Raw genomic sequence first — 925 nt, forward strand, 5'->3', positions numbered from 1 at the left:
TCCAGGAGCGCTATCGGCTTCCATCGGCGTGGCCGGCCGCGAAACATGCTCCTGCTCCCCAAACGCCTGCACTGACAAATCCTCACGGGCTTGCGGATACGTTCCGCCCCCCACGCCCGACGCCGGAAAGTGGTCGTCCACCGTCAATCCGATCGCGCTATCCATGTCCATCGGGCCGGGGAGCGGCGGCGTGAGGCCCGTCAGCCTCCGCAGGTGATCCCACATCTCCTGACCGCTGTTGTCATTCTTGGGGGCCATGGCGCCGCTTGTGGTCTGGCCGGAGGGGCCCGTGATTCGATTATGCATCTGATTGGCTATCCTTTCGGCGAAGTTGGGTCGTCGCGACCTCGGGCGCTCACTCCTGCCGACAAGGATAGGCAGCCTAGCTGACCATAAGCTGACGCGCACCCCGCGGTCGCCAAACAGGTTCGGCTCTCTGAGCTATCTTCAGCAGGCGGCACCCAGCCGTTGGACTCTGGCAGCCCCAGGCTTTGCCATTGGCGGCTCCGGTTTTTTGGTCCTGGGGCCGGCGATTCGCTGGAGAAGCTGAATGCCGTGGCGCCGTGGGAGGTTTTCCGCAAGCCGCTCGGCAAGGCGCTGAGGCGCTCCGATGGCGCGAGGGGTGGCCGGCCGCCTTAAGAGTTCCAGATCCGGGACCGACTATCCTTCATGCGCTTCCTCGTTGGGCTCCGGGGTTGCTCCGTCGGTGATGACAGACGGGAGTTTTGCCGGTTGCAATCAGCAGGTTCTGCTTCGGCGCGTGTCCACCTCCCTCGGGTACGTCACGAACCCTGGTAGCCGATCGAGCACGATGCATGTGCTTTTGGAGACCATATTGTCCGATGCTTGGAGCACGGCGAGTTGTCGGCTCTCGAAGCAAATTGGACCTTTGCCTGGTTCCCGCTGATGACGGTCGCTGCCTATG

General features: G+C 63.2%; 1 protein-coding gene. It reads right to left on the reverse strand.

The features are described 5' to 3' along the window. Positions 1–306 (reverse strand): hypothetical protein (locus ACWGS9_RS34970; RefSeq protein WP_454509450.1); only part of this gene is annotated, 306 nt, incomplete at its 3' end. Positions 307–925: the final 619 nt, after the last annotated feature.

It is taken from the genome of Mesorhizobium sp. Arg314, assembly GCF_053714275.1.